Consider the following 5,876-nt stretch of genomic DNA (forward strand, 5'->3'; position numbering starts at 1 on the left):
CTCGCCACATCGTACACCTACATAACCGAAAACATAATACAACATCATTCCCTGCTTTCTAACAAGCCTCCCTATGCCTCGTCAAAAAGAAAAACCCTATTTACCACGCTTCGCTCTATCTCCCAAAACTTTGCTATCTTTTTTTAAATCTCCCCGAGATCTATTCACACTTGTATTTTAAACTTTTAAAACTTTTAAAACACCCTTGAGGAATCATTTAAATATCCCGTAACACACATTTCTTTTGGTGCGTATAACTGGGTCACTTCGTGATTAGTCCTGTACCCAAACACGAAGAATCGAGCAAAGCGACAACCACTTTTTTTAACGAGAGAATGAAATCCCAAGAATAAAAAATGGTAAAGATACTAGGAATTTTCCTAGCAAGTCAAAAACAACGTTTTTGGGGTTTACCCGGGTAAACCCGTAGCTTGCCATTTGCCCCTTCCAACAGGGCCGTTAGCATCCTAATCCAATCCGTTATCTAAAGAAAAAAGAAAACAATATTCAGCAAGTGCGCATCTATACACCTAACAGGTGACTATGCGAATTCGCTACTACCCTATCAAAAAGAATCACAACAGTGCGCACTTACACAAACTCAAAAAGTTTGTCCGTTCCCCTCCCAAAACATCGACATGTTTTGTTCCCCGCGGGGCTTTTTTTCTTTCAAAATAACTTTAACGTTTTTTCACTAGCTGCTGAAAATTTTCAATCAAGTTTTATCAAACAATAAACAAACCTCAAAAACAGAACACCACACAATTTCGTCAGAAAAAAGGAGAGAAGAGCATAAGGAGTTTTTGTTCCCACCAAGGATGTGAAGCTAGGCAAAGCCTAGTGAAATCTTGGGTACAAAAGAATTCTCGAAAAGTCGACTCAAGGTACACTCATTTTTATCAAAGGTTGACTCAAGGTTTAGTCAAGGTACACACAAAATCATCTGAGGTTCACTCGAGGTCGACTCAAGTTTTTTCAAAAAATCATTTTTTTCATACAATAAACGAATAAAAAAAGAACTACACCATGAATAATTTTTTTCCTAAAACAAAATGTTTTTTTAAATTCCCTTTCCCGTTTTGATTCTTTTTTGGTATACTTTTCTCAAACATTTCGTAATTAATTCTCTATTATCTACCCAAAAAAGAGCATTCTCAAAAAGGAGAATGCTCTTTTTTCATTTACCTATATATTTGCAAAGCACGACTTACATTCACTTTCCCATTTCCATATTCAAGTGGATTCCCTAAAGGCTTTGCCGATTTCTTTAATAACTCTCTTACTTGTTGGTTAGACATCATTCTATCATTTTCTAATAACAAAGATGCTACACCCACTACATGGGCCGCTGCCATTGAAGTTCCACTGTCTAGCCTATAATCACCGTTATTCCATGTACTCCATATATCAACACCTGGAGCCATTAACTCTAACTGTTCCCCTTTACTAGATAAGAACCCCCGTTGATTTTTATTATCCAACGCTCCAACCGCCATTACAGAATCAAATTTAGCTGGATAGGTAATTGAATTCCCTTCTTTATATCCTTCATTCCCTGCGGATGCAACAAGTAAAATCCCTTTCTCATACGCCTTATTCATCGCTTCTTCAAAAAATACAGATTCCTTTTTTCCACCTAGACTCATTAAAATAATATTTGCCTTATGTTCAATCGCCCAATCTATTCCCTTTACAACCATACTGTATTTTCCATTGGCGTATTTATCTAACACTTTTACTGCATATAAATCCGTATCAGGTGCAATCCCTGTCATACCCATATTATTTTTTTGCGCCCCAATAATCCCTGCTAAATGTGTTCCATGCCCATTATCATCATCAAAATCTGAAACATTCTCAACAAATGAAATCCCATCTTTTATCTTTACATCTGGATGCTCTCTATCAATCCCAGTATCTAAAATCGCAACAGAAGTTCCTTTTCCCGTTAAGGGAGAAAATCCTTTTTCTTTCGTATGTAACACATTAGCCATCCCATTATGTAAAGAATCTACTGTTCCATTTACTTGGACATCCCCATCTTCTTCTACTTCCACAATTTCCGCATACTGTTTCAAATTATCCGTGGGATCATAAGAAAATTCCGCTTTTACAATGGGTAAATGAGAATACACCTCTTTTACTTCTCCACCTTGTTGTTCAATCAAACTCTTATCAACATTATCTTGAAACAGAATTAAATACTCATTTTTCTTTACTAACTCGCTCGCAAAAGACGTTACATTTCCACCACATGCTCCAAATAACAATACAACTACCATCATCCATTTTTTCATTCGTTTATTCTCCCCATTACACAGAAAAACAAGGCGCTTTAAGCGTCTTGTTTTTCTGAATCTGCAATTAAATATTCGCAAAGTTCTACATATATTTTTTGTTGCTTAGTACGTTTTAATAAACTTAAAGGATTTACTTCTTTTGGTAAAACCTTTGAAATTAAAGTTTCAAACTCTTTAAAAGAAGGTTTATTATCTAAAAATAGACTTTCTAAATCCGGAATATCAAGATGAGAGTATTTTGAGATCATAGAATCTTTATGGGCATCCATATACTTATCACTATCATGCGTTTTTTCTGTACTTCTTACAGATAAAGCCGTTAATACATTAATAAAAAATGTATGTTGTTCCCTACTAATATCATAATCTAGTATATAATCATACAAAGGATTAGCATCCATATCTACCATCTTGTGTAAAATTTCAATCTTATATTTTAAAAACTCATATTCATTTTGTCCCAATTCTAACTACCTCCACTTATTATAAAATAACAAATAAAATCCCCTCAGCTACTACATCTGCTGTAGAAGCTGAAATGCCACATTCATCAATTAAATAGTTTTTCAAACCTCTTTTAGCTACATTCTCTGTATACTCTAAATAATGAGCAATTGATAAACGGTTTTCTTTTACAGCATTTTTATAAGATGCTTTCCCAAGATATCCAAGAAGACTTTCTAAAGCTTCTCCTCCCCATTTCAATCCATAAATTAAGCCTTGTTTTTTCCAACCTTGAGCTGTCACTTCACCATCATCATCCAAAGAAACTAATTGATTTAAGTCAGTCGCTTGAACATTTGTTTGTGGGAAATTCACCACATTATTTTTTACAGGTGTTTCTATTTCAGCTGCAAAAGAAGATAAAGGAGCAACTGTTAAAAGTGCTGCGAATGCCATTGTTGCTGGAATGATTTTTTTAAATTTAGATTTAATATATAACATGTATAATTCCTCCAAAAACTTTTATTTTTTATACCTTAACAACCTTATATCTCAATGGAAGAATAAACAAGTCTGGTTATTCAAACCAAAATTAAATATATTTAAAAAGTAGAATTGGTTTTGTTAACCAAATAAAAGAAATTATCAATAAAATTAATAGTTAATAAAATGAATTATACAAAAAAAGGCATCCATTTCTTACAAATAGATGCTGCCTCATTATCAATTTTCTACTTCCACTTCTTCTTGTAAACTACCGTTATATTGCAACTTTTCCTCTTCTGTTAACTCCACACAATCCTGATGAAACTTCAACAAATTAGGATTCCATTTTGCAATAATTTTATAAAAATACTCGTTTTCATCTTTACTCTTATACTTGTCCAATTCACCATTTTCATATTTCAAAGCATATTCTTTAAACATACCGCTATACACAATCAGTTGACGCCCTTTTAATCCTGAATAAAACACATCAAACACGTCTTGACTACTTGCCATCTCGTAATCTTTTGCCGAATATTTCGCAACCTCCGCTACCGCATTTCCTTCTCGAATTAATTCCACTTTCTGAATATGTACTTGTGTTATCTCTGGTAGATCCGTAGCTTCTCTCCACATCGCAAGCCACTCTTTTTGTGATATATAATAACGTTTATCTGTAAAATAAGACTTATTTACACAAAGCAACACATGAAAATGCGGATTATAATCATCACGCTCTTTGTTGTAAGTCATTTCTAATTTTCGAATATACCCTTTGATAGACCGTCCCACATTTCGTCGTTTAAATAATTTATTAAAAGCTTTATTAAATCTATCAATCTCACTTCTCACCATATCACTCTTGATATTCGGCGTAGTTAAAGTAAGAAATAAAAACTCTTTCTTTTCCTCAACTTTGATGGCTTCCATCATCGTCGCAATTTTCATCGCATCCTTACAAGCCTTTCTCCAAGCACAAATCGGACAAAACCGATTTTTACAAGAATTTGAAACTAGTAACTTACTTTTTTCTTTATCACGAGTTGAAATAAATTGATTGAACGTACTACAATCTTTAAACAATTCACGCCCACCCTCACTCAATTTATTTTCTATAAATTTATAGATTTTCAGATTTTGTTTTTTCTTCGGTTGATACTTACCAACAATTTCACCTTGATTTTTATTTGTCATATTTGATATATTAGTCCCAGTTGAATAGTAAAAAAGGGTACACAAAACCCTTTGAAAGAGACTTGCTCCTTTCCTAGTAATTTATGATTTTTACTTAGACACTAAAAATGATAAATCACTAGGTACAGGATAGCAAGTTTTTTTTTGCACAAACCCTACAGCCACAAGGCCTAAAGACATACAAGGGCACCGATTTCCGTGCGGAAATAGTTACCCTTGTATTAAAATCGAAATTTTAGCCCAAAAAACCGGCTAAAATTTGCTCTCAAAAACGACCAAAAACCGGTCGAAAAACAACCCCAAAAATCGGAGTTTTTTTAGCCCCTTTTTCTAAACCCAAATTCCACATCCAGACCTCGCACATATTTCAAATAATTTTTCAAAGAGGGAACACTATGTAAACTTTCTATGTTCGAAATCGTAGTAACAGATAATCCACTTCTTTCTGCCAACTCACTTTGCGTTAACTCTTTTTCGATTCGATAACGCACCAACGTCCCAATGACTCTTGCATACGCCACTTCAAATTCATCTTCACTTCCCCCTAATGCAATCAGTTTCATCCATGTGTCACGTCGAAATCTCGAACTTCCCTTCTCCATTCGTTTCTCTCTCCTTTTTTCAAGACTTACAAACAAAACTTACAACAAAACCTCGGACTTTGTCCGAACCTACAAGGGAACTCGTCCCCTTGCCCCCTTTATAAAAACTTCTAATCCCCCACCCCCTTTTAGCAAAAAGGGGACTCCCTCGCCGGTAGGCACCCCCAAAACGGTTGTTTTGGAGGGAACACGAGGATACTGGGCTTGTGGAGTGGTCAATTCCTTATGCTCACCTCCGGTTCCGCTACCATTTGACCACAGATAAACAGTATCACTACTCAGGGGATAACCATCCCGTTGCAAGCACTTCTCCCCTTTATCAGTTGACATCTACACGCAGCTAAAAACGACAAATTCACTTTAAGGCGTCTGAGGTTCGTTTTAACGGCTTGTTTTATCTAAACGTCTATTTGCACCGAAATGTTTTTAAAACATCTTGTGCGGGGTTATTAGTTCCTTAAAAAGGATGATAGAACAGCTTGTTAGTGTAATCATGGTTCCCTATGTAATTTTCTTGTGATATACTCACTTATGCCATATCTTGTCACTCACTCGCTATGGCATCAAACTAAAGGTGATCGTTCAAGTCGATTATTTTTCTGAAAGTGTTCGAATGTTTTTGGTTAGGAGGGCAAACCATTCTCATCGTCACAACAAGCACAAACACCTGATACTGACATGCAACAACATGCCGATATCAGGTGTTTGCTTTTTAACGCCTCGTATTAGCCTTGTAAAACAAAAGAATACCTTTTGACATTTTTGTATGCATGAACTTCTAAAAACGTTACACGAGCTTGTTAGGTGCCTTAAAACGAATATTAATAAGGTTAAATCCATTTTGGTATCC

General features: G+C 35.1%; 5 protein-coding genes. All 5 read right to left on the reverse strand.

Annotation, left to right across the window (positions count from 1 at the left end):
* Positions 1 to 1,181 precede the first annotated feature (1,181 nt).
* Complete coding sequence (locus AC3WVZ_RS33910) at positions 1,182 to 2,297, reverse strand: S8 family peptidase (RefSeq protein WP_233937188.1); 1,116 nt, start codon at positions 2,295 to 2,297, stop codon at positions 1,182 to 1,184.
* Positions 2,298 to 2,335: 38 nt separating this feature from the next.
* Positions 2,336 to 2,764: a hypothetical protein gene (locus tag AC3WVZ_RS33915; protein WP_233937189.1), complete on the reverse strand. Its 429-nt coding sequence runs from the start codon at positions 2,762 to 2,764 to the stop codon at positions 2,336 to 2,338.
* A 19-nt stretch (positions 2,765 to 2,783) separates the two neighbouring features.
* Positions 2,784 to 3,245: a hypothetical protein gene (locus AC3WVZ_RS33920; protein ID WP_233937190.1), complete on the reverse strand. Its 462-nt coding sequence runs from the start codon at positions 3,243 to 3,245 to the stop codon at positions 2,784 to 2,786.
* 222 nt (positions 3,246 to 3,467) lie between these two features.
* Positions 3,468 to 4,424: a protein rep gene (locus AC3WVZ_RS33925; RefSeq protein ID WP_233937187.1), complete on the reverse strand. Its 957-nt coding sequence runs from the start codon at positions 4,422 to 4,424 to the stop codon at positions 3,468 to 3,470.
* A 317-nt stretch (positions 4,425 to 4,741) separates the two neighbouring features.
* On the reverse strand, positions 4,742 to 5,026 hold the full coding sequence (locus tag AC3WVZ_RS33930) for a helix-turn-helix domain-containing protein (RefSeq protein WP_078187941.1): 285 nt from the start codon (positions 5,024 to 5,026) through the stop codon (positions 4,742 to 4,744).
* Between the last annotated feature and the right edge of the window lie 850 nt (positions 5,027 to 5,876).

The sequence above is a fragment of the Bacillus sp. CPT56D-587-MTF genome (assembly GCF_058792335.1).